Source organism: Streptomyces sp. HUAS MG56 (assembly GCF_058673395.1).
The window spans coordinates 33,470-60,115 of sequence record NZ_CM178722.1 but is presented as its reverse complement, the minus strand read 5'-3'; the positions used below and the strand labels follow the sequence as shown (position 1 = coordinate 60,115).

Genomic DNA, 26,646 nt, shown 5'->3' with positions numbered 1-26,646 from the left:
CAGTCTCTGTCGACTTGGTGCGACGTCTGCTCGGCGAACAGCACCCCGACCTGGCGGACTTGCCGATCGAGGTACTGGCCAACGGCTGGGACAACCTTGTGTGTCGGCTCGGTGAGGAGTTCCTCGTCCGGTTGCCTCGGCGCGCTCTGGCCGCCGAGCTCGTCGCGCACGAACAGCTGTGGTTGCCGGAGTTGGCCGACCGCCTGCCGTTGCCTGTGCCGGCGCCGGTGCGTGTCGGGCAGCCGACGGATCAGTACCCGTGGTCCTGGAGCGTCGTTCCCTTCTTCCCGGGCCGGATCGCGGCGCGATCAGAGCCCGACGACCCGTGGTCGGCCGCAACGACGCTCGGCGGTTTCCTGGACGCGCTGCACGCACCAGCCCCTCCGGAGGCGCCCGTCAGCCCAGTTCGAGGAATTCCCCTGGCCGGACGCGCCAAGGGCGTCCTGACCGGGCTGGCACAGGTCGACCCGGACGACCGCGCCACCGCACTGCAGATCTGGGAAACGGCCGCCGCGGCACCCGCTTGGAACGGGCCGCCGGTGTGGCTGCACGGAGACCTGCACCCGGCCAACATCCTGGTCGACCACGGCCGAATCAGCGCTGTGATCGACTTCGGCGACATCACCTCCGGCGATCCCGCCACCGACCTGTCCGTGGCCTGGATGCTGTTCACCGCGCAGCAGCGTGCTGCCCTTCGACAGGCGTACGGCCGCGCGGACCACGCGACCTGGGAGCGGGCCCGCGGATGGGCGCTCGCCCTGTCCCTGGTCTTCCTGTCGCACTCGGCGGACAACCCAGTGATGCGCGGCATCGGCGAGCGCGCATTCCATGCGGTGCTGGAGTAACGGACGGCCCTTCAGGATCTACCCAGTTCACCGTGCATCGCATTCTCGCATCGGTTGTTGATCCGGCTGAGCGGTGGGCGGCGATCGAGGACGCCCCGCTCAACCTGCGCACCGGAGCGAGGACACCTGAACTGGTCAGCATCACTCTCATGACCAAGAGGCTGACCCGGAAGAAGCCCTCGCCCAGTTGGGCAAGGAAGCCGAAGGCGACCGGCTGAGCCGACGAAGCGTCATGCTCGGCGAGGGCGCTGGAAGACTGGCGGCATGTTCACCGAGGAACTCATCGCCGTGTCACAGCAACCGTGCGTCGAACTGTTCGTCGCCCGGACGACAGGACCTTCGCACCGCACCGTGCTCGTGATCCACGGCGGTCCCGATTGGGACCACACCTATCTTCGAGAACCTCTGAGCAAGCTTGCCGGAACACACCGCCTCGTCATGCCCGATCTGCGGGGATGCGGAGGCTCCACCCGCGGTCTGTCCGACGACCAGTACACCCCGGACACAGCCGTCAACGACCTGATCGTCCTCATGGACACCATCGGGGTCGACCAAGCCGACGTCCTCGGCTTCTCCTATGGCGGACTCCTGGGCCAGCGACTCGCCCTCGCAGCACCCCACCGGGTACGTAGCCTCATCCTCGCCTCCACCACGGTCAAGGCTGTCCCCGCCGACGCCTTCGATGACTGGCCAGATGCGGTGGACCGCCGCACAGCACAAGCCCGCGTCTGGTCAAACCCACACCTGGTCGGACCGGAACTGACCCGCGCGGCAGCCGTCGCAGCCGCACCGGCGAACCTCTGGTGCCACGAGATTCTCCCCGCCTACCTACGCCGCTTGGAGTCCGTCCGCTTCTCAGCGGAGTGGCTGAGGCCCTTGCGCGCCGGCATCCTGCCCCAAGCAGTCCTCGAACACGCCGTGCCCCGTCTCACAGCCCTTGCGATCCCCACGCTCTTCCTGCACGGCCGATACGACATGACCTTCCCTGCCCTCTTCGTCCAGCAGGCCGCCGACATGATCCCCTCCGCCAGCGCCAAGATCCTGGAGGCAGCTGGGCACATGGCTCATATCGATCAACCGGACACTTGGCTGGCCGCTGTGTCCCAATTCCTTGATTGAGCACGGCACCGCTCTCAACCCGCGCTCCCTGTCCGGAAGTTCAAAGACACTCACTCAACGGCACGGGAGCCCTGTGCGTTGCGCATCCCACTCTCACGCCGGCTCAGTCTCCCGATTGGCAGCCGCTCCGGGAGTGTCTAATCATCGGAACGGTTGGCATGCCGACGGGCGCGCCCGGGGCCGGGCCGGCGCACAGTGACTTCGCAGGTGACGGTGAGCGGCAAACGCTCGGGACGGCTTTCGGTGGCCGGACTGATCGCCCTGAGACCCGAGATGGCCAGTCACCTGGTCGACGGTCCAGCCTCCGTCGGCCGAGAGAGCAGAAGGAGCCGAAGGAGGCGGGTGCCGGCGCGTGACCGCCGGCACCCGGTGGCGCACAGGACGCCGCCGCGGTCAGGCGGTGGCGAACTCGGGGGCGATACGCGCCGCTGCGGCCGCCGCGTGACGCTTGACCTCCTCCTCGTCCAGGTGGTCCAGGCCGAAGTCGACCACGAGCCGGTCGGCCTGCTGGCGGGCCAGCGCCCCCAGAGTATGGGCCAGGCTCTGGGTGTCGGTCGGCTGTCCGGACTTCTTCAGCTTCTGGGCGGCCTCCCAGGCGGCCGCGTGACCGGCCTGCTCCTCGGTGACGAGACGGTCCAGGCTGGAGCTGCCGTAGATGACAGTGTGCGCGTCCTTGTACTGCTTGATGCTCTGGGACACGGATTCTCTGGACCGGCAGCTCATGCGGACGACGGCCCCAACTGATCGACAGCACCTGACCGTTGCCCGGACCGCGTCAGGTGGCCGACCCGAACGGCTCGCCGCGCAGCAGGTCAGGGCGGACATCGGCCAGGGCGAATGCCCGATAGAGGCCGGCCACGAGTCCGTCGTCGATTTGGTAGCGCCGGGCTCGTTCGTCTCGCTGGAGGAGAGGGCCGCAGCTGTCCGGTCCGACGCGGCGCTGGACCGCTTTGATGCTGGTCAGCGTGCCGCCGATCGTCGACGGCAGGATTGGCGTCGACGGATGGTCGGCGAAGTACCGCTGGACGTCGTCGTAGGAGGCAGTGCCGCCCAGCTCGGTGACCCGGCGCAGCGCCGCCCGAGCTCCGGGCACCAGCGAGGCGATCACGCGGAACAGCAGCTGGTCCGTCCAGCCGCCGGTGAGGGCGTCGTCGGCGAGGTCCTGCGGGCCGGGGCGGGGTTTCGCGTCCGGGGCGTCGCGCCAGGCATCGGGGACAGCCGGTCGCAGCCCGTACGCGGCCTGGACGGCGGCTATCGCCTGCTCGTAGGTGTCCGTCTCGGTGTCCATCGTCAGCCGCATCCGCGGTCCTCCTGTGATCGGTGCCCCATGATCCCCGTCGCTCGGAGTCCTCTGTCCGCAGGGGACCCGGCCGACCCTGCCCGGTATGGATGATCAGCACACCATGCAGCAGCAGGCCCGGCTCCGGGACAAGATCCTCGACAGCCTCGGGCGGGCGGAACGCGCCCTGTTCACCCGTCTCGCGCCGAAATCCCCGCGCGCCCAGATGAAATTCCTTCGCACGCGCGCCAAGGGCTCCACGCAGGCAGTAGCCGAGCGTCTGGGCGTCTCCCGTAGCACCGTGGAGCGCTACCTCTCGGGCGCCTCCAGGAGGCCGCAGAAACGTCTCCAGGCGGCTCTGGTGGAGGAGACCGAAGCACAGTGGCAACCACAGGTCAGGGCGCAGGCGAGGCAGCGCGCGGCCACCACCGGTGGGCTCGTCATCTCCTGCCGGGCGTACTTCGGGTTCGGCCCGGAAGGGACCTCGGACGCGGGCCGGATGCGGGACATCAGCGCGGCTGTCTCACCCGCGCATGCCGACCGGATCCTAGCCGCGCAGGAGGGCGGGGCGACGGATGACGATCTGCACGAGTTGGTAGCGGACGCCTATTTCCGCCGAGACGGCGGCGGGCGCGCGGGCGTGCACGTGGAATTCAAGGACGTGGAGTGGCTGAATATCAAGTTTTAGGGCGCGGAATTCAGGATTGCTATAAACCTGTCCTGCGCCCACAGCGCGCCACATGCTGCGGGCCCGGTATCCGTTCCTCCCGCGACGATTGGGAGGCTCGTGTGAGCACCCGTGCACCCTGGTCCCGCCAGCGCCCTCGCGTCCCGGTCTCCCGCGCCGCCGCCGACCGTGAGCCGGTCGACCAGGCGGAGATCGGCCGCCACTCGGTCCGGCGGCGAACCCGCGGTATGACGCACCCGGAGGCGGCGGCCGCCCTCGAGGACCTGGCCGACGATGACCGCGGCACGGCAGAGGCCGCGGAATGGGCGCGCATCGTGCAGCTGCTCGCCACCGTCGGCGGCCCGTACGACCCCGACGCCGACGCCGTCGTCCAGGACGAGCTGGCGGCCGGCGCCGAACGCGAGCGGGAGAAGCAGCGGCAGAAGGAGAAGCGCCTCCAGGAGGAGGAAGCCGAAGCCGCCCGCCACGCCGCCCTCGCCCCGGACGTCCTGCGTCACGCCCTGCTGGGCACGCTGGCCCGTACCGGCCTGCTGGACTCGCTCAGCGAGGACGAGCGGGCGGCCGTGGGCCGCCCGGCGCACGCCGCTACTACGACAAGCAACGAGCACGGGAATCCGGCTACAACGCTGCCCTGCGTAAGGTCGGCAACCGGCTCGTCGGCATTTTCCACGGCTGCCTCAAGTCCCGCACTCTCTACGACGAGGCGACCGCTTGGTCGCATCACGCGCACCTCCAGTCCGCTTGACCTCAAATGTCATGGGGTGTCTACTCAGCCCTGACGACGAGGACTTCGTCATCCAGACGGCCACCACCCGCCCCGCCAAGCTCGGCCAGCCCTTCACACGCTGGTCATTGCGTAAATTCGTCGACTACCTGCGGAAAGTGCAGGGCCGGGTGATCCGCATCGGCCGCGAAACCTTACGGCGCCTGCTCGCCCGCCGCGGTGTCACCTTCCAGCGCACCAGGAAATGGAAGGAATCCCCCGACCCGGACCGCGAGGCGAATCTGGACCGGATCGAGGAGGTCCTGGACCGCTTCCCACGGGCTGCTACTCCATCGGCGACGACCGGCTGTGGGGGTGTCAACCGCTGCAAGAAAGGTGCCGCGAACACGCTGGCCGCGCTGAAGTCGATCCGTGCCGCCCGGCTCGACGGTGCACCGATCTACGTCATCCTGGACAATCTGTCCGCCCACAAAGGCGCCGACATCCGCCGCTGGGCGAAGAAGCACAAGGTCGAGTTGTGCTTCACCCCGACTTACGCCTCGTGGGCGAACCCGATCGAAGCGCACTTCGGGCCGCTGAGGCAGTTCACCATCGCCAACTCCCACCACGCCAACCACACCGTGCAGACCCGGGCCCTGCATGCCTACATGCGCTGGCGCAACGCCAACGCCCGCGCCGCGACGTCCTGGCCGCCGAACGCAGGGAACGCGCCCGCATCCGCAGCGAGAAGGGCATCCGCTGGGGCGGACGCCCCCTCAAAGCCGTAGCCTGACGCAGCTCGGCGAGCCTGTGCGGTCATAGCGCCTGGCGGGCATCGACAGCGCCGCCCGTGGGATCGACGCTCCAATGCGAGCCGTGCTGGACGAGGAACTCCAGGAAGTCGGCGGGTGAGTAGGCCTGGGCCGGGGCAAGGACACCGGGCTTGGCGCCGTCGGCAACGAGCCGACGCGCGCTTTCGACCGCGATGACCGCGGTGGTCCCCTGCATGTCGATGCCTTGGACGATGCCGCAAGCGTGCCGCCCGTCCTCGCTGGTCGCCTCAACGACGATGATCCAGCGCGCAGTGCGGCGGCTGTCCGCGGGCGGTCCTTCGGGAACGCTGTCGATGAGCGCGGGGGTAATGTCGGCGAATGCGGCCGCCAGTTCCGCACGGACCACCCCCTCGACCCGGCGTGCCGCGACGTGGTGGGGAACCGTGACCACCGCCGGAAGAGGGAACTTCACCACCGGCATCGGGTCGGAGCGGTCCGGAAAAGTGAGTGCCGTACGCCGTGCGGCGATATCGGGATGCCAGCGGCCGTCTTCGTAGCCGAGGCCGCCGCCGGTGAACGTGTCGATGTTCTCCAGCGCCGACTGGAGAGTCCCGCGGGACGGCATTGCGCCAGTGCGGACCAGTTCCAGGCCGATGACGAGTTCGCGTACAGGACGGACACGTGCGGCAACGAGGTGAGCGAGCAAGTCGCTGGGCAGGCCATCGTCGTTGGCGCCCGGGACCACTGTCACCCCCGCCGCCTCGGCTGGCACGGCGAAGGCGCTGAAGACGCGATCGAGGTGGCGCTGTTCACCAGCAATGTCGACGTAATGGCATCCGGCGGCGATGGCGGCCTGCACGACCGCTTCGCGGGACAGAACGAATGGCCCCGCGCAATTGATGACCGCGGAGCAGTCCTGGAAGGCATGGACGAGTGCGGAGTGGTCCCCGGATTCGGCGCGCCGTATTGCGGCGCCGTCGACTGCGGTGAGTCCAGCTCGGGCGGCTGCCTCGCTGAGGCGTTCGACGTTCCGGCCGACCAGTACCGTCTCGATGTCCCGCCGGGCCAACTCGGCGACGACGAGCTTGCCGGTGTAACCACCGGCGCCGTATACCGCGATCCGCATGTCCGATGTCCTTTCCACGACCTCCGAAGGCAGCGTATGGCTCTTCGACGAGATGGTTAATTCGTCAGGGTCTCCTCTGTATACGTGATCGTCTCGGGTGCCGAGGATTCGAATACGCTGGCCGAATGGACCTGCTCAGTGACGTGATCGCCGCCATGCGCATGGGGCGGCCGCACTATGCGCGCACCGAGCGACGCGCGCCGTGGGCGGTACGCCACCGGCCCTTCGCCGGTGCCGGCTTCCACCTCGTCCTCGAGGGCAGGAGCTGGCTGATCCCTCCGGATGGCTCACCGATCGAACTCCAGGCCGGGGACGTTGCCTTCCTCCCCCACGGCAGTGCCCACTCTGTGGCCGGTGATCCCGCGGTGCTGGTGGCCGACCTCCCCTCCTCGCCGCTCGCCGATCCCCACCAAGGCGATCACCTCGACGGCGCCAGGGCTGGGTCCCGGACCGTGATGCTCTGCGGCGCCTACCTCATGGACCGCGCCCGGCCCCACCCACTACTAGGCGAGTTCCCGGAGCTCGTTCACCTGCCAGCCCGCCTCGGACAACACTCGTCACTGCGCGGAGCCACCGAACTCCTCGCGACCGAACTGGCGGAGCCCCGTCTCGGCAGTGACGCCCTGCTGCCCGCACTGCTCGACGCCCTGTTGCTGTACGTCATGCGGGCCTGGCTCGACGAGCGGCCCCGGCACGATGCAACCACCGGCTGGACCGCGGCCCTGCACGACCCGGCCATCCACGCCGCACTCCAGGGCATTCACCGCGCTCCGCACCGGCCATGGACGGTGGAAGAGCTGGGAGCACTGGCCGGGCTGTCCCGAGCGGCATTCGCACGGCGGTTCACCGCCCTGGTGGGTCAGCCACCGCTGTCGTACCTGACCTGGTGGCGTATGACCACCGCAGCCCGGCTCCTCCGCAACTACGATGCTCCGCTGAAGACCGTGGCCAACCGGGTCGGATACACATCCGAGTTCGCGTTCAGCACCGCCTTCAAGCGGGAGCACGGCCTGACCCCCGGCGCATACCGCCGCCAGTCGACATCCGCAGATCCTGACACCACGGACGCCGACCGTCGCGTCACCGGATCCGGCGAACGTATGCGGCCAGAGCAGTAAGAGAGAAGGAGGGCTCTTCAGCAGGGGCAGGATCGCGGTACGGACGCCCGTCTGCCCCCTGCTGAAGAGCCATGGTGGGCCGTGAGAGCGGAACGGGCCCGGCGGCACTCACCCAAGTCTGCCGCCCGCCCCTTGGAAGGCCCTGCGCATCACGCCTATGTGGAAGGGCAACGCATGAGAAGAAGGCTCCCACATTCACGGGGAGCCCTCTTCACTCAAGCGCGGTCATGCGGCACCCGGTCGTGGGTGCAGCGCGGCAACGGCCAAGACATCCTCCGACGCCAGCCCAGCCGGATGGGCCCTGCGTGGTCAGGGGTAGATGGGCCCGTAGGCGCCGGTGAGGTACTCCAGGCAGCTGTTGGTGTTGGGGCCCGCCTGGCCGTCGACGCCCTGCGAGCAGGGCGAGTCGTTCTGGAACTTCTTGACCCAGGACTCGGTCTGCGGCCCGAAGTTGCCGTCCACGGCCAGCGGGGTGCCGCCGTAGTACTCGTCGATGCCCTTCTGCAGCAGCTTCACGCAATAGTCGCCGTAGTCGCCGTAGGCCAGATTGTGGTTGGGGACCAACTGCTGGAACAGCAGGGCGTTGTTCTTGTAGTACACCGTGGTGCAGCTGGTGGAGGAGTACGCCGCGGAGACCTGCGCGGCAGTGGTCGCCGCGTCCGCAGTGGGCGCCACGGCGAGTCCGCCGCCGGCGAGGGCTACCGAGGCGAGTCCGAGGGCGAGCAGCTTGCCGATGACCTTCATGAGCGTGGGTTCCTTCTGTGCGTGGGTCGCTGAGGCACCGCACCGTCGACGGACGTGAGGATCCGGGCCGTCGGGGCGGCGCGGTTCCGATATTGGGGGCGGCGACCGTCGGCGCACCACACCCGGCCGCCGATTGACGAGATTGCGGGTCATCGAAGCTCTGACCTGCTCTTCTCTCGTCCCGGGTGACGGTGGGACGGGTCATGCCCAGGGAGCGCGAACCTCTCAGAAGCGTGCGCGCCGGGAGCAAGCCCGCGCACACCTCACCCGTGATCGGCTACACCACACAGCGGGACGCCGTCCCGAACTGGTCGGCGGCCCGCTCGATGGGCTGCTGCTCGACATCACCGGCTGGACAGCGGACGAGTGGCTTCGTGCACTTCCAGTAGCAGCGTTTGTTGGTGAGTTCAGGAGGCGCTGGGCGGGTGGGCGCATCAGGAACGTTGACGAGAATTGACGTCAGTCCGGAGGGGGATAGGCCGTGGCGAGTTGCTCCCCCAGCTGAGAACGCTGACCGGTGTGAGCGTGGTGCGTCTACTACAGTGCGGTGTGGGCCGTGACTGGCGCTGAGGTGGAGCACCACCGGGGAGCGGTCTGACGAGACGTCGTTGCCGTGCGCCTGGGCGAGTGGTCAGCAACGCCTGGAGGCAACGATGTCCGCGACTCAGACGGCCCAGCTCATGGGCGGCACCGGCCTCGCCACACGCATCATCGAAGAGGCTGCTGCCAAGGCGGCAGAGATCTCAGGCGTGCAGGGACCAGTCCCTGTCTGGCGACGGTGCTGGTGGGAGAGGACCCCGCGTCGGTCACGTATGTCCGCATGAAGCGGGCGCGGTGCGCGAAGGCGGGCATCCAGTCCCGGCACATCGCCCTGCCCGCCAGTACCACGACCGCCGAACTGATCGATACCCTCGCCGGGCTGTCCGGCGATCCGTACGTGCACGGCATCCTGCTCCAGCATCCTTGCGGCCCGCACATCGACGAGCGAGCGGCGTTCGAGGCCATCGCCCCGGAGAAGGACGTCGACGGGGTCACGATGCATTCGTTCGCCGCGATGAGCTTCGGGCTGCCGGGCTTTGTGTCCTGCACTCCGGGCGGCATCATGCGACTGCTGGAGGCGTACGACGTCGACCTCGTCGGCAAGCACGCCGTCGTGGTGGGTCGCAGCGCGATTCTTGGCAAGCCCGCCGGGATGCTCCTGCTCGCCGAGGACGCAACAGTCACGTACTGCCACTCCCGCACGGCGGACTTGTGGGAAATCGTCCGGGAAGCGGACGTCGTGGTAGCGGCCGTGGGACGGCCCCGGCTGATCCGGGGTGAGGACATCAAGCCGGGCGCGGTGGTGATCGACGCCGGATACAACCCGGGCAACGTCGGCGACGTGGACTTCGACACCGCCCGCACTCGCGCCCGCCTGATCACTCCGGTGCCCGGTGGCGTGGGGCCGATGACCATTGCGGTCCTGCTCGCGCAGACCGAGGACGCCGCCGCGAACCAGCTCGGAATCCAGCACCACTGACCTCCTGACCAGCAGCCCCTTGGGACCAAGCCAGAAAGGCCCCCGCTCAGAATGGAGACCTCGCATCGGACTGGCCGGCAGTTCGATCCGATAGCGAATCGCCGCCCGTGAGGGCGGTGAGCCGCCGAGGACGCGAGTCCGCAGTGTGTCGGCCAGCCTTGGCGGGTTCCTCGGCTCGCGCTCGGGTGCTGGCCAGGCGTTGAACTTGCACAGCCTGACCGCGACACCGGGAGAGCCGCGCGTACACCGCGCGGTCCCCTCGCGGCGGTGGGTGTGTGGTGTCGGCCGCGGATGCGGCCCTGGGTGAGGAGGTCTCGCATGGTGGGTCCGCCGGAGGTGGAGGTGAGGCCGCCGTCCAGGACGAGGCATTCTCCGGTGACCAGGCGGGCGGCGTCGCTTGAGAGGTAGACGGCGGCGCCGGCGATGTCCTCGGGCTCGCCCCAGCGGCCGGCCGGCACGGCCCGCATCAGGCCGTCGGAGATCTCTGGTGTGGTGGTGAAGCCGTCGGTCATCTCGGTGGTGATCCAGCCGGGGCAGATGCCGTTGCCCCGTACGCCGGCGGCGGCCCATTCGGCGGCCAGGGTTGCCCGTGCCGAAAACCTCATCCGTCCTGGTGGGAGGCGGTGTGGCGGCGTGCCGGGAACTGCGGGAACATGACCGACCGTGCTGCTGCGACTGACGTATCTCGCTGTGACGAACGCGTTCGCGATGCTGCGCCTGCTGCCTGTGAGCGACCACGGCAAGGACATCGAGATCCTCGCCCTGCGCCATCAGCTCATGGTGCTGGAACGCCGACTCGGCAGGGAGAGGGCACGGTTCGCCCCGGGCGACCGGGCGTTCCTGGCCGCGCTGCTGCACCGTCTCCCGCGTGGCGTGCTGCGCCAGGTGGGCTGCTCGTGCACCCCGATACGGTGCTGCGGTGGCACCGCGACCTGCTCGCGCGTCGGCACGCGGCCCGTTCCCGGCCGGGCCGCCCGGGCCGGCCCCGCACCGTGCGCTCCGTCCGTGTCCTGGTGCTGCGTCCGGCCCGGAAGAATCCCGGTTGGGGCTACCGGAGAGTGCATGGCGAACTGCTCGTCCTGGGCGTGCGGGTGGCTGCTTCCACGGTATGGCAGATCCTGAAGGGGGCCGGGATCGATCCCGCGTCCGAACGGAGTTCCAGCACGTGGGCAGGTTTCCTGCGTTCCCAGGCCGACGCCCTTGTGGCGTGCGGCTTCTTCGAGATGGTCACCCTGACCGGGGCGCGGCTGTACGTGTTCGCGGTGATCGAGCACGCGACCCGCCGGATCCGGGTCCTGGGTGCCACCGCGCACCCGACCGCCTCCTGGGTGGTACAGGTCGTGAGGAATCTCGTCATGGACCTTGAGGAGTCGGGCTGCCGGGCACGGTTGCTGATCCGGGACCGGGACGGCAGGTTCCCCGAGTTGTTCGACAGCGTCCTGGAAGACGCGGGGATCGAGGTCGTACTCAGCGGCATCCGTATGCCGCGCATGAACTCGATCATGGAACGCTGGGTACTGACCTGCCGACCGATCACCGACCCGGACGCCGTCGCCCACCTCGACGTACGACGACGCGACCGCCTCGGCGGAATCCTCCACGAGTACGAACATGCCGTGTGACCTTCGCGGACGAGTTTTCCGGCAAGAGCAATGTCACCGAGTTGCGGCCCTGGCCGGATGAGCGTTTCAGAGTGTCGGCAGGCCGAGCGCGATCATGGTGGACGACAGTCCGTGCCAGGTGCGTACGTCCCAGTCGGTGAGTTGCTGCCAGCGCTGAAGGCGGTACTTCACAGTGTTCGGATGCACGTGCAGGACGCGGGCTGTCGCGGTGAGCGAGAAGCCGTTCTCGGCGAACCTGAGTACGGTCTCTGCCAGGTCGGGGTGTTGTTGCGCGGCCTCTCGGCGCGGTTCGAGCAGCACCGCGAAGCGTTGCGCCGTGGGCGCCAAGGTGGCGAGCAGCCAGTGGTCTGCGAAGGATTTCACCTGTCCCGGATCCGCCAGGGGAAGCGCCGCTCTCGCGTCCGCCATGCTCATCGCGGCGCCGGGGAGCCCGGTCCGCGGCAGGCCGATGCCGAAGCTCGCGTCAGGGGCCCTGCCCTGCGCAGGCGGTCAACGGCGGGCGTCGCCGGGGGCGAGCAGGCTGGTCAGCTCGGCGATCGCCTCGGGGGAGGGCTTGAAGTAGCGGCGGACGTTCTCCGGCTCCTTGTGCCGGGACTTCTGTGCCGTGGGGACCAGTGGAACAGCCGTTGGCACTGAGATTGATCATGGTTGCGTAGCAGGTCGGATGCCCGATCGGGGGGCTTGCGTGGAAGACCGGCGACGGGCTGTCGTTTGGGGTTAGGGTCGCCGGGCATGTAGTCGTACGCGAGGTGGAACCCGCGCGATGCCCGAGCGGATGTGGCACCCCATCAGCAAGCTGGAGTTCTTCATCGACCACACCCGGCGCTGGGCGGTCGACGTGCGGGAGCATCTGGAGACGCTGGAGGAGGCTCGTGCCAAGCCGCACGTCCTGGCCGATGCCGACGTAGCGCGGATCAAGCGGGTCTACACCGAGCAGGCCGGCGATCTGACCTGTTCGAGGAGCAGCCGGAGAAGTGGGCCGGCGGTGGACTCCGCGCCAGCCTTGGCGATCTGGTCGGCGATGACCGAGGGGTCGATGTACCGCAGGGCAGAGCGGGGTTGGATGCCCACGCGCTCGGCGACGGTGTTCACCGCGTGGGCGACCACGTTGTGCACCCCGACGGGCACGACGTCCAGGCCGCGGGTGAGCAACTCGGCCTCGGTCTGCGCAAGGAGGGCCTTGAAGCCCTGGGTGTTCTTGGTGTCTGCCACGGCATCGAGCCTACGGCCCGGCGCAGATCGGCCGGGCCCCGGCGACGTACGGCGCTCGTACGGGGGAACAGCGGTGGCCGGGGCCCGGCCGAGGCAGATCAGCGGCGGGGGCGCCAGCGGGTGAACATGCACTGGTCAGCGCCGGCGCCGAGCCTGAAGGGCAGGCGGCGCGGTCGAGCATGAAGGGGCGTGGACGGTCCAGCCGCACCGGGTGCAGAAGGCGCCCAGGTCGCGGTCGGCCTCATACGAGCCACACAGCAGAACGCAGCCGAGCTGCTGGTACACCTGCCAGGTCCGCTTGAGACGTTCGGGGCGAGTTGGAGGGCACGCGAGGGTTGACCCCGGCTTCAAGTACCTCGAACGGGTCATCTCAGGCTCAGCGGATCGGGTGCCGCCGGGCGACGAGGGCGGCGATGTCGTCGTCGAGCTGGCCGCCGCTGTAGGCGATCAGGTCGCGGTGGAGATGGTCGAGGAGCTGGCGGGGAGTCTCGCCGCTCCATGAGCGGATGCGTTCGGCGAGGGGGTAGAAGGCGCCGGAGCGGTCGCGGGTCTCGGTGACCCCGTCGGTGTACAGCAGGAGCTGGTCTCCGGGATGGAAGGGGGCGAGGTCGACGTGGTACCCGTCGCGCACCCACATGCCCAGGTTGAGCGGCGGCGAAGGAGCAGTGGGCTGCAGCTCCCGGACCTCGCCGCGGTGCAGCAGCAGCGGGGGCGGGTGGCCGCAGGTGAGGGTCCGGACGACCGGTTCATCGTCCGGGATCTCGGCGAGGAGAGCGGTGATGAAACGTTCAGAGATCTCCGAGCCCGGGACCCCCGGGTACTGGGAGGCGTGGCGGCTCATGCTCGTCTCCAGGCGGCGCGCGAGGTGGGGCAGGTCGGGCGCGTCGTGGGCGGCCTCGCGGAAGGCGCTGAGCAGCGTCGCGGCCGTCTGGATCGCGAGCAGGCCCTTGCCGCGTACGTCGCCGATGAGCAGCCGTACGCCGTGCGGGGTGTGTATCGCCTCGTACAGGTCGCCGCCGATCCGGGCTTCCGCCGCGGCGGCCAGGTACAGGCTCTCAAGCGTGACGTGCCCGAGGTGTCGCGGTACCGGATGCAGCACCGCCATCTGGGCGATCTCGGCTACCGAGCGGACCTGAACCAGCTGATGGGCGTGGCGGTGGAGCATGCGGTTGAAGAAGACGGAGAACGCCGCAATCGCCCCGAGGGTGGCCAGCTCGGAGTAAGCGGTCGCATCCCGCAGATCATTGAAGTCCGCCATCAGGCCGACGAAGATGGCACACGCGCCCACTCCGATGAGCACGGTCCCCCACAGGGGCAGCAGCGCGGCGGCGGACACCATGGCCGTGATGAGGAGGGCATTCGGCCTGACAGCGCGGGGTGTGAACAGGCCGACGAGCAGGCCGATGACCAGCAGCAGAGCAGGCAGCATGGGCAGCCACCTGCCCCGCGCACCAGCACTGTGCGTGACTCCGCGTTCCTCAGGTGACCTTGCCACCGTGCCGCTCCCAAGGTCGCACAGGCCGCCGATTTGGGTAATTTTATCGCTGTTCGTTCATAGCCTACGAACAATCTGGTGTCCGGTGGCGACGCGCATAGGTGTCATCAGGTCACCGTGCCCCCTATCGACAAGATCGATGGAGAAGGTACACACAAGGTCACCAGGGGGTTCATCATCGGTGTGCTCCGTTTGCATGCCGCTCATCACGGCCGCGATCCCTCTCCTGGGCCAGTTGGGCAGCAGCCGGCCTCACTCGCAGCCGCCTGAAGATCCTTGCATTGCCCGTTCGGGCGCCCGCCCGTCGTGCCAGCGGCCGAACGGCCCGAAGGGCTGCTCGGGGTGGCGCCGAGTACGCCGGGTCCCTTCCTGCTGCGGGAGCCACATCTCTACAAGTTGATCACGAGCCACTTGCTCCGATCACGTGTGGCATGCCGCGTTCGGCGTAATGCCTGGTGTTGGGCCGTTTGGCGGGTCATGCCGTGCGAACTGTTGATCACGGCCGTATCAGGAGTCCGTGGGGTGTACAGATCGCGGGACAGGCACCGGTGACGGCAGGGAAACCGGACGAGCCCGGACCGTCGGATCAGTCCAGTCAGGCCAGCCGTCTGCGCCTGGGCGTCGAGCTTGAGCAGATTGCCGAGCAGCTCAGAACACTGGGCCGGGCACAGGAGCGGCTGCATGACCTGTATGAAGCGGTCCTCGCCCGGGACGTGGACCTTTCCATGGTGCTACAGCTGATCGTCGATACCGCGATGGAACTGGCCGGAGCCGGCTGCGGTGCACTCGGCGTACTCGATGAGAACGGCGAGTACATCGACCGGTTCATCCCGGTCGGCCTGTCGGAGCAGGAGCGGGCTGACCTGGCGGGGGTGGAGTTCCCGCATGGCCGCGGCCTGCTGGGACGCTTGATCGCCTACCCGGAACCGCTACGCGTCGACGACATCCCCGCCCACCCGGACTCGGCCGGCTTCCCTCCCGGCCACCCGCACCTGCGCACCCTGCTCGGAGCCGCGATCAGCACCCGCGGCAAGATCTACGGAGACGGCAGACGCAGGGGTGAGCCGCCTCGAAGAAGGGCAGGCGGCGCAGTCCGATTGCCGTGACGGCCATGGCGGCCCGTCAGGTTCGGCTCGACCCGGCACGGGCTCGGGTTGCGGAGCGCGGGTGCCCGGGGCCGAGAGCGGGTAGTTGGCCGCCGCTGCGGTCCCGGTCCTCGGGCTGCTTCTCGGGTTCGCGGCCCGGCTCGTCCTGTCCGTCGTCGATGGTCAGCCGCGCACGTGCAGCGCGAAGCCGGTGCGGCCTGCGGGCTCCAGTCCCTCCTTCAGGTGCAGCGAGGGGATCTCGTAGTCGCCGAAGTTCTGCCGCCGGAACGCGATCGGATCGGTCGACTCCAGGGTGAGCAGGCGCTGCTTCCAGGCATTGGCGATGTCAGGGTAGTCCTCGTCGGTCATCCGGTCGGTGCCGTACAGCACGAACGGCGGCAGCACCTCGACGCCCGGGTAGTAGAGGATGCCGTGGTGGATCGGGAACAGCAGATCGTCGATGGGGCCGTTGATCCCGCGAGCGGCGTAGTGCGACTGCGGGCCGCCGGTGGTCACCGACAGCAGAGCCTTCCTGCCCGCGAGGGTGCCTTCGCCAAAGCGCTCGCCGTACTTGGTGTCGCTGTGCTCGCCGACGCCGTACGCGAAGTGGAAGGTGAACACCCGGTCCACCCAGCCTTTGAGGATCGCAGGCATCGTGTACCACCACAGCGGGAACTGGAAGATGATCGTGTCGGCCCACAGCAGCTTCTCCTGCTCGGTCAGGACGTCCAGGGTGAGCGTGCCGGCGTCGAAGGCCCGGCCTGAATCCAGGGCGATCTTCAGCGGACTTGAGGCATCGGGTCCGTAGTCCGCTGCGTCCACGACCGCCTTCCATTTCATCGCGTACAGATCGCTCACCCGTACCTCGTGCCCCGCGGCCTCCAGCGTGGACACCGCGAGGTCCTTCAGCGAGCCGTTCAGCGACTTCGGCTCCGGGTGGGCGTAGACGATCAGCGTCTTCATGGGAACTCCTTCGGATCGGGTGCCTTCGATCCTGGATGCCGCGGCACCCGGCGTTCAGGGGCTCCTCTTCCGTCGGACGGGACTTCCTGGTAATGGCAGGACCACCTTCATGGGCATCGCCGAGGCCATACTGAGGGCATGGACGATCTCGCGGGCTTCCTGCGGACCCGGCGTTCCCGGGTCGACCCGACGGCCGTCGGCATCCCCACCGACAACCGGCGCCGAGTCGAAGGGCTGCGCCGCGAAGAGGTCGCGCACCTGTCCGGAGTCAGCGTCGACTACTACGTACGCCTGGAGCAGGGCCGCGCGACCCAGCCCTCCGAGCAGGTCCTCGACGCGCTCGCCCGCGTCCTCGGCCTCGACGAGACCGAACGCGGGCACCTTGACCGGCTCGCCCGGCAGCGCCGCCGCCGCGCGAAGTCGCCGAGCGGGCGGGTTCGGCCGGAGCTGCTGCGCGTCCTCGACCTGGTCTCCGACGCACCCGCGCTGATCATGGACCACCGCCTGGACGTGCTCGCCGGGAACCGCCTCGCCGGGCTCCTCTACGGTCGGCCGATGCCGGGCCTGAACACCGCCCGGCACATTTTCCTTGAGGAGGCCGAGCGCGGCCTTTACGCGGACTGGGAGAACTGCACCCTCGACGTGGTTGGGCACCTGCGCCTGGCCGCCGGCAAGTACCCCGAGGACCCCCGCCTGGCCTCGCTCATCGGCGAGCTGGCGATGGGCAGCGAGCGCTTCCGCCGCCTCTGGGCCCGCGCGGACGTCCGCGCCCGAACACATGGACGCAAGGCGTACCGGCACCCGCTGGTCGGACTGCTGGAACTGCACCAGGAGAACTTCGCACTGCCGGACGAATCAGGCATGGAGCTGCTGGTGTTGTCCGCGGCCCCCGGCAGCCCCGCCGAGGACGGGCTGCACCTGCTCACGGGCCTGGGCGCGGACAGCGCTGACGCGCATTCCCCAGTGAATGCTCAGGTCCGCGAGTAACTCAACGACGCCCACCCACCGCTGGGAGCGCCTCAACACTTGTGTCGGCCGCTGTCGTTTCTGCTGGACAGTTCGATTTCCGTCTGCGGCGGGAGGGCTCCCGAAGTGGTGTGCATCTGCTGTCCGTTCTCGGGTTCTGGCTCACTTTCCGGATGCTGTTGGTGATCTTCACTCGGTGGGGTGGCGTCTGCGGACCGCGATGGTGTTGATGTCTTCGTGGTGCTGCGCTGGTGGGAGCGGGGCGGTTTCGGCTGTCGGAGGGGTGACCGCGGTGGCGATGGGTTCGGTTTCGGGGCGGGTGATTCCGCCGTTGACGGTGCGGATGGCACGGGCGAGTAATCCGCGTGGCACGGCTGCGATGTGGGTGCGAGATCGGCTGGACGGTCTGTTCAGGGATGCTGACTTCGCTGGCTGGTATCCGGCTGACGGGCGGCGTGGGCTGTCGCCAGCTCAGCTGGCTCTTGTGTCGGTGCTGCAGTATGCGGAGAACCTCACCGACCGGCAGGCGGCGGACGCAGTCCGCTGCCGTCTGGACTGGAAGTACTGTCTGGGCCTTGAGCTGGACGATCCAGGGTTCGACTTCACGGTGTTGAGCGAATTCCGCGGCCGGGTAGCCGAAGACGACCGCGCGGACCGGCTCTTGGCGCTGGTCGTAGACCGGCTTGCGGAGGCTGGGCTGGTCAGGCGGAGGGGACGGATCCGGACGGATTCCACCCACGTACTGGCGGTGGTCCGCCGTCTGAACCGGGGCGAACTGGTCGGCGAGACGCTGCGTTGTGCTCTGGAGGATCTCTCGCTCCAGGGCGAGGAGTGGCTGGCCGCGCTCATCACTTCGGACGGGGCGGACCGCTATGGCCGACCGGTTCGCTATGACCGGCTTCCCCGCGGCGCAGATGCATTGATCGCCTGGGTGCTGCGGGTGGGTGAGGACGGACTGCACATCCTGCGGGCCGTCCATCACGACGATGCCCCGCCTGGCCTGCGGGAGTTGAGGTCGGCGCAGGTCCTGCGGCAGGTCTGGGTGCAGCAGTACTGGCACGACGCATCAGGCCAACTCCGCTGGTGGCAACCGAAATCGACCCGTGATCGGGCCAGCCGGAGGAAGACCGAGCAGCGCAACACCGGCAAGTCCCAGGCGGACGGCCTGCCGGATCCTGATTCGGCACGGGTGCCGTGGTCGACGATGGAGATCGTCACCCCGCACGATCCCGAAGCCCGTTACAGCCAGAAGGTCACCGCGGCCGGCCAACGCGACTGGATGGGCTATCGCGATCACCAGACCGAGACCTGCGACGAGACCAGCCCCAACGTCATCGTTCAGGTGGTCAGCCGTCCGGCGCCGCAGCAGGACATCGACGCGCTCGATGACATCCACAAACAGCTGATCCGCCAAGGGCTTTCAGCCCCTGGAGCACGTCGTCGACGGCGGTTACGTCACCCCGGACAGCATCTATCAAGCAGCCGTGAAGTGGGAGATTCCTCTACTCGGCCCGGTCCGTGCCGATCCGCAGGCCGCCCAGCGGCCGGGCTTCACGAAAGAGGACTTCCACATCGACTGGGACAACCGGACGCTCACCTGCCCGCACGGCGTCACCAGCCCGCCCTGGAAGCCCACCCTGGGCGACGGACATCCCCGACTGTCTGTCCTCTTCCCCCGCAAGGCATGCCGGGAATAGGACGACCGTCTGAAGTGCACCGGCAACGTCGACGGCAAAGGACGCCACATCCTCCTGCTGCCAGAGCCGCAGCAGAAGATCCAGACGCAGGTCAGGAGAGACCAGAAGACCAGCAGCTGGCAGCGGCGCTATGCCATCCGCGCGGGCTGCGAAGCAACGGTGTCGGAAACGGTCCACGCTCACGGCCTGCGTCATTGCCGCTATCGCGGCCTGACGAAGACGCACGTCCAACACGTGCTCACAGCCGCCGGAACTAACGTCATCCGCCTGAGCGAATACTTCCCGCCCGGCACCACACCGTCTGCTTCGACACGATCACCCACTCACTTTCAGCGGCTCTGCCAAAGGTTGACGGCCTAGACATCACCAACAGCATCAGTTCCGTGAATCCCCAGGTCAGCAGCTGGAACGGGGGATCGTTTCAGCAGGGTGTTTCCTGCCGTGGCGAGCAAGACGGTCGAGGATGTGCTGTTTCCCGGGATCGATGTGCGGGTGGAGCGGGTGAACGACTCCGTGCACGCGGTACGCGGCCAGCGCTTCGGCCCCATCGCCAGCCCCGGCTACAGCACCTGGAGCGAGGCACTTTCCGCCTCCTTCACCGCCATCGCCGCCGACCCCGACGCCGCAGGACTGGACGCTACTGACCTGCGCAAGGGCGCAGACCTGGTCGACCAGCACCCAACTGCCTTCGACGAGATCGCCGAAAATCGTCTCTGTCGGGCGATTTCTGGACAATCAACTGCCTTCTGAACGCGTCGGCCCCCGTGCCCACACTCAGCGGAGTGATCGACTTCGACCGCACCCTGTGGGGAAATCCGGCAGCTGACTGGACCATCCGGATGGCGAAGGCCCAAGCCCGACGAGCGAGAGGCGTTCGCGCCCCACACGACCCGGCGATCCAGCTGCTGCTCGTCGACGTGCTCGGCATGCTGTACAAGTTGCACACGAAGCGGGGCGAGCAACGCCTTGCTCTGCGCGCCGCCAACGGCGCCGTGCAACTACTGCTCGACCAAAACGGAACCGACGATGGCCACAGGGCCCAGCTCCTCGACGCGCTGCTCACCCTGGACCATGCCTATGCCGACTTCCACGCCCCCGACCGCGCGACCGCCACACTCGAAACGGCCCTCGCCCTGTACGAAGACCGCGTACGGTCACCGACCTACGACGAACTCGACCGCTCCGACCTGCTCAACCGGCGCGGCAACCGGCGTGCCGCAGCCGGTGACCACTCTGGTGGCCTCGCCGACCTTACCGAGGCCGTCCGACTGCGCCGTGCCGCCGCCGAACGGGACCCGGCCAAGCAACTGCGCCACGCCCTCACCCTGAACGACTTGGCCAACTACGAGCTGGTGGACCGTCCGCAACGTGCGGTGGACACCCTGGAGGAAGCCCTCCACATCCTCCGTGCTGAGCACCGTCGAGGTACCGTCTCCACCTACAAGCTGGTCGGGACCTTGATGAACTTAGCCTCGGCGCTGCGCCACGCCGAGCGTCCGGATAAATCCCTGGACGTCATTGAGGACGCCTTGGCCTCGTGGAAGCCGGTAGCCTCGACCAGCCGTCAGGACCAAGAACTGCTCGCCATGCTCTGGACGTGCCGCGCCCAGACCCTGTACGCCCTGAACCGCACAGCAGACACTCTTCACGCCGCGGACCGAGCCTTGGCAGTGTACGAACGGCTGACACGGGACGGCCACCCGCCCGTCGACTCCGCCACCTTCGGCCTCGCACTGGTTCGCCGGGGCACCGCGGTGCTGGATCTGCACAGCGGCGACAAAGAAAAGCTAAGGGACAGAGCCCATACGCTCCTGAACGCCCTCCAGCTCGCCGCTCATCTCGGCCGGCAGGACCTCGCCGCTGCCGCGCTCACCGCCCTGCAAGAGGCCGGGATCGAAGTCACGGCTGGCCAACCTCTGCCGCCCCATCGCTGACCTGATCGACAACGGACTGGCTCAGAACCCCGCCGTTGAGACAAACCACGCGACTTCACCCGCTCAAGTCCAGTAACTCGCTCGTGAGATCGGTGTCGCATGCCCACAGCACGGAGCCCGACGACATCAAGCCCGACAACCGACTTGCCTAGTGAACCGTCCACAAGTCCCCGGTGAGAAGACGGGGTTCGCTGACGGCATCGAGCACACCACGCTGCTCGGCGGCGAGGTCAGCGACCTTGCGTACGTCCGCAGCGTCCAGGCCAGAGGCGCTCAGATCGTCCGCGATCGCGTGCAGGGAGGCGAGCACGGCCTCACTCCACGTAAGGAAACCGGGACCGGCGACAGGGCCGAAGTACGGGCCGCACACAGAGTGGACGCGGCTGGCGATCTCGCCGAGCTGAGCGAAGAAGCCCCGCCAGAGGGGACGGTCGTAGGCGCCGAGACATTCGGGGGCCGGCGCTGTGGACGCTCACGTAATTCGGCTCTGGCGCTGATCTTGTGACGCGGTAGGTGTGAGTGGACATCGCCGCTACGGCCACCGGCCCGCTGTGGATGCAGTTGTATTGGCTCAAGCGCCGTGACCTGATCCGCCGGGCCGAGGCCGCCGGTTTCCGTGCGCTGGCCCTCACCATCGACGCGCCCAGGATGGCGTTCTGTCCGGGGGAGGCCATCAACGGGTTCGCGGTGCCCCGGGCATCTGGGCGGTCAACGTGGCGCACGACGTGATGGCCGCCTCGCACGGCAGCCAGGACGGGGAGCCGGCCATCGCCCGGCAGTCCAAGGAGCAGTTCGACGCCTCGATCACCCGGGAGGATCTCGCCTGGCTGCGCGTAGTGACCTCCCTGCCCCTGGTGCTTAAGGGCGTGGTCACCCGCCTTCGGCCTGCACCGCGTGGTACGCGGAGGGGCCGAAGGCGCCTTGTCGTACGGTCGTTGGGGGCGCGGCGTCAGCCGACCTGTCCGGTCGGCCGCATGGTGATGTGGTTGATGTCCACGCCCGCGGGCTGGTTGACGGCGAAGACGATCGTGTCCGCGATCTGCTCGGCGGTCATCGCCGGCGCCGCCTCGGGGGTGCCGCCGCGCTCGTCCCAGAACGGGGTGTCCACCACCCCGGGGGCGACGACGGTCACGCCGACTCCGTCCTTGCCGACCAGCAGCCGGGCGTTCTCGGCCAGCGCGTGCGCGGCCCACTTGGTGACCGAGTACAGGTTGCCAGGCGTGTTGCGCACCCCGGCGACCGAACCGATGATCACGATCCGGCCCTTGGACTCCCTGAGGTGCGGCAGGGTCTCCCGCACCAGCAGGGCCGGGCCCAGGACGTTGGTGAGGACCATGGCGCGCATGTCCTCGGGGGCGTGGCTCTCCAGGTTGCCGGGCAGTGAGAAACCGGCGTTGGCGATGACGTTGTCCAGCCGGCCCCACGCCTCCACCACGCGGCGCACGGCGGAGGCGACGTCGTGCGCGTCGCTGGTGTCGCCAGTGATCGTCAGCAGCCGCTCGCCCGCTGCGGCCGAAGCGGCGAAGGCGGCCAGCTTGTCCGCGTCACGCCCGGTGACGGCCACGCGGTGGCTCTGCTTGAGCAGGGCGCGGGCGGTGGCGGCGCCGATTCCGGTCGAGCCACCGGTGATCAGCGTGGCGGGTTCCATGGGACGGCCTCCTCAGCGATGTGGTCATCGGGGCTCCGCCAGGGCCCCCGATGCCGATGAACACGAGGTGGCGCGTGAGGTCGACCGACTCCGAGTCGCCGGTTCTCCGAAACGCCTGCACTATACCCAGCGATCTTCCCGCCAAGCCGGTACGCCATCGCTGGCTGGCCATGATGCCGCACGAATGGGGCCGAACCCGCACTGCTGGCCGCCCTGTTGGGACCTGCGCGGCGCGCAGGTCGCCAGGCTGCGCTCACGCTGCCGGTGTCAGCGGTGGCTGTGATCATGGCTCGCGTGTTCTTCGCGGAGTTTCGAGACGTTGTTCCCTCATCTGGCCGGTGTCGTGGTGGAGTTGGTCGAGCGGGCCGTGTCTGGAGTGGTCACGATGCATGCGCGGGCCCGCTCGGCGGGCTCGGACTGCCCGCACTGCGGTAGTGCGTCGGTCCGGGTGCACGGCCGGTACATGCGACGGCTCGCGGACGCCGCTGTCGGTGGGGACAGACCTCCGTCCCCATCCCGGGCTGCCAGTTCGGCACCGTCAGCACCCCGATGACCTGCCGCTCGGCCCCTGCATACGCAGACGCCACTGAATCACCCGCGCTCGGCCTGGCGCTATCCACCGCGACCGCCGACTTCTCCGGGGTCATCTCCGCGAGAACCTCGGTGACCGTCTCCCGCGCGATCCGCAACCGCTCCAGGCTCTCCCGGGCCAGTTCCAGCTTCCCCGACAGCTCGGCGACCTCGGCTTCCAGCTCCTCCACCCGAACCCGGGCAGCTGCTTCGCGTGCTTCCAACTCCTCGAACAGCGAACCCATCCGCCACCCCCTCCACCACCACGGTAGATACGAGCGGCCTCAAGTACAGCCCAGCTCAGCATTCTTCCAACTCAACCCTTCCCTTCAGAGGAACCGCACCCGTCGTCATTCGCACTTTCCGACAGGCACGGGCGTGGATGCGAGCGGATCCCGCGGCGTTGTCAGGCTTGCACGGTGGGCCGAACGCCCCCCTCCTGGCGCCCGGCTGGTCAGGCATGGTGCCGGATTCAGGGGCGGCCAGGCTCGTCGCAGGCAGTCCAGATGAGGCGACGGACGAGCTCGCCGGTGCGCTGGGCGGGGCCCTGGGGGCCGAGGACGGTGGCGGTGACGTAGACACCATTGAGGACGAGGACCAGATCGTCGGCGAGCTGCTCGGGGTCGGAAGCGCAGGCGTCGGCTGCCAAGTCACACATCCACTGGCGGACCCTCTGCTCGTGGGTGACCGCCACACGGTTTGCGGAGTGCTGCGGGTCGGGGAACTCGGTATGGGTGTTGAGCATGGGGCAGCCACGGAAGGTGGGCAGTCTGGTCTCCTCGATGACGGCCGTAAAGATCGCGAGGAGCTTCTCGCGCGGGTCGTCGACCTGGTCGGAGACCTGGCGCATACGCGCGAACCAGGCGTCGGCGCGGTCCTGTGTATAGGCGCTGGCAAGAGCGTCCTTGTTGGGGAACTGCCGATAGACGGTGGCGTTGCCGACCCCGCTCTCTTTGACCACCAGGTCCATACCGACAGCGCGGATGCCGCGCTGGTAGTACAGGCGGCTCGCCACGGCCAGGACGTGGCGCCGGTTCTCCTCTGCTGTCTTGCGAGCCATGACGCGCTCCTTCTGCTTGCCATGCGTCACATCGAGTCGACGCGGTGCGCGGTGGGCCCTTGGCCGCGCGCTGGGCACGGGGTCAGTTTGACAGACGGATCGTTCCGTCACAAACTCCGTGACGGAACGATCCGTCACAAGTAAACGTGGCATGGGACACGTGCTCCCTCAAGTGAGTGACACCTACGTCACCGGCAGACGTGATTGACGTCGACGGTGGCGTAGGGATCATCTGCTCCGCCTCTCCCGTAAGCCGACCACAGCCAAGGATCAACTCCGATGCGTCATCCCAGCCTTCCCTCCTCGACCTCAGCCGGCTCGCCCTCCTCGCGCACCCTGGTTGTCGTTGCCCACCCCGATCTGGCCTCCTCCCGCATCACTGCCCGCCTGGCTGAGGCCGTGAACGACCTCGCACACGTCACCGTCCATGAGCTCGGCCCTGTCTACCGTGATGGCTGCTTCGACGTCGCCCGTGAGCAGCAACTGCTGCGCGACCACGACCGGATCGTGTGGCAGTTCCCCTGGTACTGGTACTCCGTCCCCGCAGTGCTCAAGGCATGGATCGACCAGGTCCTCACCTACGGCTTCGCCTACGGCAGCAGCGGTTCCGCACTGCGCGGCAAGACACTCCAGTTGGTCACCTCCACAGGCGGGCCGGAAGAGTCGTACGCTTCCGTCGACCCCACTTCCCGTTTCACGATGACCCAGTTGCTCGCGCCCCTCGACGCCACCGCCCGCCTGATCGGCATGCGTCTCGCCGAGCCGCTGGTTCTGCACGGCGCCCGCACCATGTCCGACGAGAACCTCGCCATGCACGCAAAGCGCTACCGCGAGCTTCTCGGCTCCACCCGACGGACCGACTGAGCCTCGCGCACAAGGCGGTCCGGGCCGGAGTCATAGGGAATGAATCCAGCCCGGACCGCTTTCGACTGTACGGGCGCCCGGCTCTCGTCCTCGCCGTCGTCCGTCTCGTCGTGACTGTTCGGGTCGGACAGTTGCTGCAGGCCCGGCGTCGGCGGCCGGGTGAAGGCGTCGCGATGAGCCCTCCGAGGTCTTCCGCGACGTACGAAGATGACGGGCTGCTGTTCCCCGCCCGGGCAGGTGCCGGCAGGGGGGCCTCAGAGTTCCTCGGCGGCGAGGCCCGCTCCCTGATCCTGCTGCGGCATCCGCGCGCCTCGAGTGACCGCGGCGGACGGCGCCGCCGCTGGGCCACCCGTTGCGGGGCGGCACGTTGGTGCCCTGCCCCGTGGCGCCCATAGCCGTCGAGAGGGGCTGCATCGCCGGCCGGAGGGATCTGTCACCGTGATCGCCGTCGCTGTGTTGCTGCTGCCTGTACTGAGCCTGCTGCTGTACGGGATGGACCGCATCGAGGACTGGCTGCCGGACCGGCCGAGGGTGGCCGGGCACGCCCGTGGACATCATCTGCGGCTGGTCCACAGCACAAGCCGGTCGCAGGGCGCTGACCGGCTCCCGCGCTACCGCGACGTGGCCTGATCACGTCGGTATGGCAGCTGGCCATGGGGCTGCCCGCTGCGAGCAGGGTTCGCAAGCAAGCCCCGCCGAGCCGAGCGAGTCCCATCTCGGAGAGCTCACCTCTTTTCCGGCCATGGTGCTGTGACCTTCCCTCGGCGCGGGGATATCCAAGGGGTGACGGGGGCAGGCGAACCTGCGTCCCGCTCCGCCGGCACCCACGGTGATACGCATGGCCCCACCCGCGCTCCCTGGCCGAGAACCCAGCGCTGGTCTGCGCGTCGACGGCCTCGTTCAGCAGGTCAAGCAGCTGCGGGCGGAGGCCAAGCAACTGCAGGCGAAGAACGCACCTGGGCGGTGGCGTACGGGGCACCGAACGACGACGCGACGGAATTGGCCGACCCGGCGCACCGTCGTCACGACGTACTCTCGGCGCACGGATGCCTCATCCCTGGTCCCAGCAGTCGGATATGGGCGCAGCTCTCGAACACACCTCCCGCCTACCTGGCCGGGAACCCCGCCCGTACAGGGCCAGTCCACGCCCTGGTGCCGAAACGCGGGCACCCTCGGCCGCGCCGCGGTCGGCCCTGTCTGCCTCCCGCGTGGTGGGCCTTTCACCGGCCGGCGAGCACGAGCCAGACGTCAGCGGCTGCCCCGGCGGCAGTGCCGTGCCAGGGACGAACCGCCGGTCGCTGGTCGACGAGGTGGCAGGTCACCTCGTCGGCGTCCCAGTTGTGACAGCAGGACGCCAGTGCGCGCGTGGCGACCAGCCCGTCGGGAACTTCCCGCTGTCTGGAGGGGGAGTGCCCGCACAGGCCGGCGAGTACATCCCTGTCAGCGGCGTGTGCCACACTGGGGGATAGGCGCGCGCCAAGGACCACTGCCACCAGCTGCACGGCCGGCGGTGCGACATTGCCCCGTCGCCACCTGATGGGGGAGGGGCAGCATCAGCGAACGGTAGGGCTGGGCTCGTCCACTGGTGACTGCCGTCTGCTCGCGGATGTGGCGCC

The 26,646-nt window shown here is 68.5% G+C and carries 26 protein-coding genes, 6 pseudogenes and 1 riboswitch; of the genes and pseudogenes, 18 read left to right on the top strand and 14 right to left on the bottom strand.

The features are described 5' to 3' along the window. Positions 1 to 17: 17 nt before the first annotated feature. From AC4OXY_RS00340 to AC4OXY_RS00330, 3 genes are read left to right on the top strand one after another with little or no spacing between them, the layout of a single operon-like run. A complete protein-coding gene (locus AC4OXY_RS00340) occupies positions 18 to 845 on the top strand; it encodes an aminoglycoside phosphotransferase family protein (protein WP_491994750.1) in 828 nt (275 codons plus the stop codon). Further along, a complete protein-coding gene (locus AC4OXY_RS00335) occupies positions 746 to 1,063 on the top strand; it encodes a DUF6192 family protein (protein WP_491992798.1) in 318 nt (105 codons plus the stop codon). The genes AC4OXY_RS00340 and AC4OXY_RS00335 overlap by 100 nt, the downstream gene beginning before the upstream one ends. Before the next feature lie 46 nt (positions 1,064 to 1,109). Then, positions 1,110 to 1,964 (top strand): alpha/beta fold hydrolase, encoded by an 855-nt coding sequence (locus AC4OXY_RS00330; protein ID WP_491992797.1) that lies wholly within the window; start codon positions 1,110 to 1,112, stop codon positions 1,962 to 1,964. 393 nt (positions 1,965 to 2,357) lie between these two features. Here AC4OXY_RS00330 and AC4OXY_RS00325 read toward each other — a convergent pair whose 3' ends face one another. Together AC4OXY_RS00325 and AC4OXY_RS00320 are read right to left on the bottom strand one after the other, a co-directional pair. Continuing rightward, positions 2,358 to 2,663: a DUF3759 domain-containing protein gene (locus AC4OXY_RS00325; RefSeq protein WP_376296032.1), complete on the bottom strand. Its 306-nt coding sequence runs from the start codon at positions 2,661 to 2,663 to the stop codon at positions 2,358 to 2,360. Between the two features lie 76 nt (positions 2,664 to 2,739). After that, a complete protein-coding gene (locus AC4OXY_RS00320) occupies positions 2,740 to 3,264 on the bottom strand; it encodes a hypothetical protein (RefSeq protein ID WP_376296033.1) in 525 nt (174 codons plus the stop codon). Between the two features lie 85 nt (positions 3,265 to 3,349). Between AC4OXY_RS00320 and tpg the strand changes: the two genes are divergently transcribed. The 3 genes and pseudogenes from tpg to AC4OXY_RS00305 all read left to right on the top strand — a co-directional run. Continuing rightward, the gene (gene tpg / locus AC4OXY_RS00315; RefSeq protein WP_491992796.1) at positions 3,350 to 3,931 is read left to right on the top strand and encodes a telomere-protecting terminal protein Tpg; all 582 of its coding nucleotides are present in this window, start codon (positions 3,350 to 3,352) and stop codon (positions 3,929 to 3,931) included. 101 nt (positions 3,932 to 4,032) lie between these two features. Beyond that, a complete protein-coding gene (locus AC4OXY_RS00310; RefSeq protein WP_402071314.1) occupies positions 4,033 to 4,710 on the top strand; it encodes a hypothetical protein in 678 nt (225 codons plus the stop codon). Beyond that, positions 4,700 to 5,427: pseudogene (locus AC4OXY_RS00305) on the top strand (transposase); the annotation flags it as partial. The gene AC4OXY_RS00310 and the pseudogene AC4OXY_RS00305, both read left to right, overlap by 11 nt. A gap of 23 nt (positions 5,428 to 5,450) precedes the next feature. Here AC4OXY_RS00305 and AC4OXY_RS00300 read toward each other — a convergent pair. Continuing rightward, on the bottom strand, positions 5,451 to 6,533 hold the full coding sequence (locus AC4OXY_RS00300) for a saccharopine dehydrogenase family protein (RefSeq protein WP_491992795.1): 1,083 nt from the start codon (positions 6,531 to 6,533) through the stop codon (positions 5,451 to 5,453). A gap of 125 nt (positions 6,534 to 6,658) precedes the next feature. Here AC4OXY_RS00300 and AC4OXY_RS00295 point away from each other — a divergent pair, with 125 nt between their 5' ends. Next, positions 6,659 to 7,651: an AraC family transcriptional regulator gene (locus AC4OXY_RS00295; protein ID WP_491992794.1), complete on the top strand. Its 993-nt coding sequence runs from the start codon at positions 6,659 to 6,661 to the stop codon at positions 7,649 to 7,651. Positions 7,652 to 7,960: 309 nt separating this feature from the next. Here the strand turns inward: AC4OXY_RS00295 and AC4OXY_RS00290 are convergent, their stop codons facing one another. Beyond that, entirely contained in the window at positions 7,961 to 8,395 is a 435-nt protein-coding gene (locus AC4OXY_RS00290) for a peptidoglycan-binding domain-containing protein (RefSeq protein WP_376296038.1), read from the bottom strand. A gap of 546 nt (positions 8,396 to 8,941) precedes the next feature. Continuing rightward, positions 8,942 to 9,027: riboswitch (ZMP/ZTP riboswitch) on the top strand. Positions 9,028 to 9,048: 21 nt separating this feature from the next. On the opposite strand from AC4OXY_RS00290, the pseudogene AC4OXY_RS00285 reads away from it, so the two are divergent. After that, a pseudogene (locus AC4OXY_RS00285) lies at positions 9,049 to 9,914 on the top strand (bifunctional 5,10-methylenetetrahydrofolate dehydrogenase/5,10-methenyltetrahydrofolate cyclohydrolase). A 353-nt stretch (positions 9,915 to 10,267) separates the two neighbouring features. On the opposite strand, the pseudogene AC4OXY_RS00280 reads toward AC4OXY_RS00285, so the two are convergent. Continuing rightward, positions 10,268 to 10,519 (bottom strand): annotated as a pseudogene (locus tag AC4OXY_RS00280) (SDR family NAD(P)-dependent oxidoreductase); the annotation flags it as partial. A gap of 58 nt (positions 10,520 to 10,577) precedes the next feature. On the opposite strand from AC4OXY_RS00280, the pseudogene AC4OXY_RS00275 reads away from it, so the two are divergent. Further along, positions 10,578 to 11,536 (top strand): annotated as a pseudogene (locus AC4OXY_RS00275) (transposase family protein). 66 nt (positions 11,537 to 11,602) lie between these two features. Here the strand turns inward: AC4OXY_RS00275 and AC4OXY_RS00270 are convergent. The 4 genes and pseudogenes from AC4OXY_RS00270 to AC4OXY_RS00255 all read right to left on the bottom strand — a co-directional run bounded on the left by AC4OXY_RS00270 (position 11,603) and on the right by AC4OXY_RS00255 (position 14,177). Further along, positions 11,603 to 11,899 carry a helix-turn-helix domain-containing protein gene (locus tag AC4OXY_RS00270; protein WP_376296040.1) on the bottom strand — a complete coding sequence of 99 codons (297 nt, stop codon included), beginning with the start codon at positions 11,897 to 11,899 and terminating at the stop codon, positions 11,603 to 11,605. A gap of 126 nt (positions 11,900 to 12,025) precedes the next feature. Next, positions 12,026 to 12,133: pseudogene (locus AC4OXY_RS00265) on the bottom strand (site-specific integrase); the annotation flags it as partial. A 327-nt stretch (positions 12,134 to 12,460) separates the two neighbouring features. Next, positions 12,461 to 12,748 (bottom strand): hypothetical protein, encoded by a 288-nt coding sequence (locus AC4OXY_RS00260; protein WP_491992793.1) that lies wholly within the window; start codon positions 12,746 to 12,748, stop codon positions 12,461 to 12,463. A 376-nt stretch (positions 12,749 to 13,124) separates the two neighbouring features. After that, positions 13,125 to 14,177, bottom strand: a complete 1,053-nt coding sequence (locus AC4OXY_RS00255; protein ID WP_491992792.1) for a PP2C family protein-serine/threonine phosphatase — start codon at positions 14,175 to 14,177, stop codon at positions 13,125 to 13,127. 614 nt (positions 14,178 to 14,791) lie between these two features. Between AC4OXY_RS00255 and AC4OXY_RS00250 the strand changes: the two genes are divergently transcribed. Then, complete coding sequence (locus AC4OXY_RS00250) at positions 14,792 to 15,349, top strand: GAF domain-containing protein (protein ID WP_491992791.1); 558 nt, start codon at positions 14,792 to 14,794, stop codon at positions 15,347 to 15,349. Between the two features lie 162 nt (positions 15,350 to 15,511). Here AC4OXY_RS00250 and AC4OXY_RS00245 read toward each other — a convergent pair whose 3' ends face one another. After that, complete coding sequence (locus tag AC4OXY_RS00245) at positions 15,512 to 16,291, bottom strand: NAD(P)H-dependent oxidoreductase (RefSeq protein ID WP_491992790.1); 780 nt, start codon at positions 16,289 to 16,291, stop codon at positions 15,512 to 15,514. Positions 16,292 to 16,429: 138 nt separating this feature from the next. Here AC4OXY_RS00245 and AC4OXY_RS00240 point away from each other — a divergent pair, with 138 nt between their 5' ends. The 5 genes and pseudogenes from AC4OXY_RS00240 to AC4OXY_RS00220 all read left to right on the top strand — a co-directional run bounded on the left by AC4OXY_RS00240 (position 16,430) and on the right by AC4OXY_RS00220 (position 20,888). Continuing rightward, complete coding sequence (locus AC4OXY_RS00240; RefSeq protein WP_491992789.1) at positions 16,430 to 17,278, top strand: helix-turn-helix transcriptional regulator; 849 nt, start codon at positions 16,430 to 16,432, stop codon at positions 17,276 to 17,278. Further along, positions 17,259 to 17,876: pseudogene (locus tag AC4OXY_RS00235) on the top strand (transposase); the annotation flags it as partial. The gene AC4OXY_RS00240 and the pseudogene AC4OXY_RS00235, both read left to right, overlap by 20 nt. Positions 17,877 to 18,963: 1,087 nt before the next feature. After that, the gene (locus AC4OXY_RS00230) at positions 18,964 to 19,314 is read left to right on the top strand and encodes a transposase (RefSeq protein ID WP_491994749.1); all 351 of its coding nucleotides are present in this window, start codon (positions 18,964 to 18,966) and stop codon (positions 19,312 to 19,314) included. 81 nt (positions 19,315 to 19,395) lie between these two features. Then, positions 19,396 to 19,704: a hypothetical protein gene (locus tag AC4OXY_RS00225; RefSeq protein ID WP_491992788.1), complete on the top strand. Its 309-nt coding sequence runs from the start codon at positions 19,396 to 19,398 to the stop codon at positions 19,702 to 19,704. A 32-nt stretch (positions 19,705 to 19,736) separates the two neighbouring features. Beyond that, complete coding sequence (locus tag AC4OXY_RS00220) at positions 19,737 to 20,888, top strand: hypothetical protein (RefSeq protein ID WP_491992787.1); 1,152 nt, start codon at positions 19,737 to 19,739, stop codon at positions 20,886 to 20,888. A 148-nt stretch (positions 20,889 to 21,036) separates the two neighbouring features. On the opposite strand, the gene AC4OXY_RS00215 is transcribed toward AC4OXY_RS00220, so the two are convergent. Continuing rightward, complete coding sequence (locus tag AC4OXY_RS00215; RefSeq protein ID WP_376296064.1) at positions 21,037 to 21,198, bottom strand: hypothetical protein; 162 nt, start codon at positions 21,196 to 21,198, stop codon at positions 21,037 to 21,039. Positions 21,199 to 21,407: 209 nt separating this feature from the next. Here AC4OXY_RS00215 and AC4OXY_RS00210 point away from each other — a divergent pair, with 209 nt between their 5' ends. Then, positions 21,408 to 21,617, top strand: a complete 210-nt coding sequence (locus AC4OXY_RS00210) for an alpha-hydroxy-acid oxidizing protein (protein WP_491992786.1) — start codon at positions 21,408 to 21,410, stop codon at positions 21,615 to 21,617. 220 nt (positions 21,618 to 21,837) lie between these two features. On the opposite strand, the gene AC4OXY_RS00205 is transcribed toward AC4OXY_RS00210, so the two are convergent. The 3 genes from AC4OXY_RS00205 to AC4OXY_RS00195 all read right to left on the bottom strand — a co-directional run bounded on the left by AC4OXY_RS00205 (position 21,838) and on the right by AC4OXY_RS00195 (position 24,166). Further along, entirely contained in the window at positions 21,838 to 22,536 is a 699-nt protein-coding gene (locus tag AC4OXY_RS00205; RefSeq protein WP_491992785.1) for an SDR family oxidoreductase, read from the bottom strand. A 380-nt stretch (positions 22,537 to 22,916) separates the two neighbouring features. Further along, positions 22,917 to 23,351 carry a hypothetical protein gene (locus AC4OXY_RS00200; RefSeq protein WP_491992784.1) on the bottom strand — a complete coding sequence of 145 codons (435 nt, stop codon included), beginning with the start codon at positions 23,349 to 23,351 and terminating at the stop codon, positions 22,917 to 22,919. A gap of 227 nt (positions 23,352 to 23,578) precedes the next feature. Beyond that, positions 23,579 to 24,166 (bottom strand): TetR/AcrR family transcriptional regulator, encoded by a 588-nt coding sequence (locus AC4OXY_RS00195; RefSeq protein ID WP_491992783.1) that lies wholly within the window; start codon positions 24,164 to 24,166, stop codon positions 23,579 to 23,581. Between the two features lie 279 nt (positions 24,167 to 24,445). On the opposite strand from AC4OXY_RS00195, the gene AC4OXY_RS00190 reads away from it, so the two are divergent. Further along, complete coding sequence (locus AC4OXY_RS00190; protein ID WP_356039501.1) at positions 24,446 to 25,030, top strand: NAD(P)H-dependent oxidoreductase; 585 nt, start codon at positions 24,446 to 24,448, stop codon at positions 25,028 to 25,030. Between the two features lie 438 nt (positions 25,031 to 25,468). Further along, the gene (locus AC4OXY_RS00185; protein ID WP_491992782.1) at positions 25,469 to 25,660 is read left to right on the top strand and encodes a hypothetical protein; all 192 of its coding nucleotides are present in this window, start codon (positions 25,469 to 25,471) and stop codon (positions 25,658 to 25,660) included. Positions 25,661 to 26,646 lie beyond the last annotated feature (986 nt).